This window comes from Endozoicomonas sp. ONNA1 (assembly GCF_024606325.1).
In the GTDB taxonomy this organism is placed as follows: Bacteria; Pseudomonadota; Gammaproteobacteria; order Pseudomonadales; family Endozoicomonadaceae; genus Endozoicomonas_A.
In genome coordinates, this window is sequence record NZ_JAHHPN010000810.1 from 1 (window position 1) to 1308 (window position 1308).

At 44.4% G+C, this 1308-nt stretch carries 3 protein-coding genes and 1 pseudogene; 2 read left to right on the forward strand and 2 right to left on the reverse strand.

All coding sequences use genetic code 11. The features are described from left to right. Nucleotides 1-31: 31 nt before the first annotated feature. Nucleotides 32-259: pseudogene (locus KDK19_RS19255) on the forward strand (transposase); the annotation flags it as partial. On the opposite strand, the gene KDK19_RS24595 reads toward KDK19_RS19255, so the two are convergent. Both KDK19_RS24595 and KDK19_RS19260 read right to left on the reverse strand, forming a co-directional pair. Then, on the reverse strand, nucleotides 254-346 hold the full coding sequence (locus KDK19_RS24595) for a DUF433 domain-containing protein (protein WP_368736477.1): 93 nt from the start codon (nucleotides 344-346) through the stop codon (nucleotides 254-256). The pseudogene KDK19_RS19255 and the gene KDK19_RS24595 overlap by 6 nt on opposite strands. Next, a complete protein-coding gene (locus KDK19_RS19260) occupies nucleotides 321-467 on the reverse strand; it encodes a DUF433 domain-containing protein (protein WP_257292653.1) in 147 nt (48 codons plus the stop codon). Before KDK19_RS19260 ends, KDK19_RS24595 begins: the two co-directional genes overlap by 26 nt. Before the next feature lie 204 nt (nucleotides 468-671). On the opposite strand from KDK19_RS19260, the gene KDK19_RS19265 reads away from it, so the two are divergent. Next, a complete protein-coding gene (locus KDK19_RS19265; RefSeq protein ID WP_257255479.1) occupies nucleotides 672-1220 on the forward strand; it encodes a sugar transferase in 549 nt (182 codons plus the stop codon). The last annotated feature ends 88 nt before the right edge of the window (nucleotides 1221-1308 follow it).

Here is a 1308-nt window from a genome sequence, read left to right on the forward strand (position 1 = left end):
CTTTGGAGAAGCTGAACCAATGGCAGAGTGACACATCGAGAATAAGCTTCACTGGTAACTCGATGTTGCGATGAGAGAAGACGAGTGTCGTATCCGAGGAAATGTCGGAGCAGAAATTTTAGCAGGCTTTAGACATATTGCATTCAATCTACTGGACAACAAGAAAACCTTCAAAGCAGGTCTGAAGAGAAAACAAAAGAAAGCAGCTATAAGTACACGCTATCTGGCTGAAGTGCTTACTGGACAGGGACTTTCATAATTTTTCCGTGGCTGCGTAAAGCAACGCAGCCTTAATCTGTTCTGCCAGAAAATTAGGGTATTCATCCAATATTTCTGCTTGCGTCATACCCACTTACCGACATTTCGAGTATGTCAGTGACCGTTATTCTGGTGCCCTTTACGGTAGGTTTTCCAAAACGTTTTGCCTGATCAATTTCAATATGCTCTAAATAATCGTCCTTACTCATGATTCGCTCCTGGATGAGAAAATAAACATTATATTGCGAGACAATGGCTTATATCGTCTACAGATTTAAACGTAGACAAGCTGATTGGTGATTTACAGCTTGATACTACAAAGGCAATCCACCTTTTAGGCTGGCAATCGCCCTATCCTGTCAAACAGGGTATTCGGGCTACCGTTTTGGCCTATTCTCCAGGTAAAAAATGAAGTGTATCGTTTCCTCGATTGCCTGCTGGCTTTACTCGGTCTTATTCTCAGCTCGCCTTTACTTCTGGTGATTTATATTATGGGTTTTCTCGATACTGGCTCTCCCCTGTTCAGCCAGGAACGGGTTGGCCGTTATAAAAAGCCGTTTGTGCTTGTGAAGTTCCGTACCATGCAAGTGGATACTATCTCTGTTGCCAGTCATCTTGTCCCTTCCTCATCCATTACGCCACTGGGTCGCTTCTTACGTAAAACCAAACTGGACGAACTGCCACAGCTCTGGAATGTTCTGGTTGGCGATATGAGTCTGGTAGGCCCAAGACCTAATCTCTTTAATCAGAAAAAGTTGATTGAAGCCCGTGAACAACTCGGAGTGTATAATGTGCTGCCCGGCGTCACCGGTCTTGCGCAAGTCAGACAGATTGATATGTCTACCCCTGAACTGCTTGCCAGAACAGACAGCCAGATGATCCGCTCCTTAACTCTGCAGGATTATTTTAAATATATTTTAATGACTGCGACGGGAAGAGGCCGGGGAGATCGGGTGAGATGAGTATTAAAGGAGCAAAATTACAAAAACCCCAGTCGATCACTCAACTGGGGTTTTGCTTTATTCAATGCCTGGCGATGACCTACTCTCA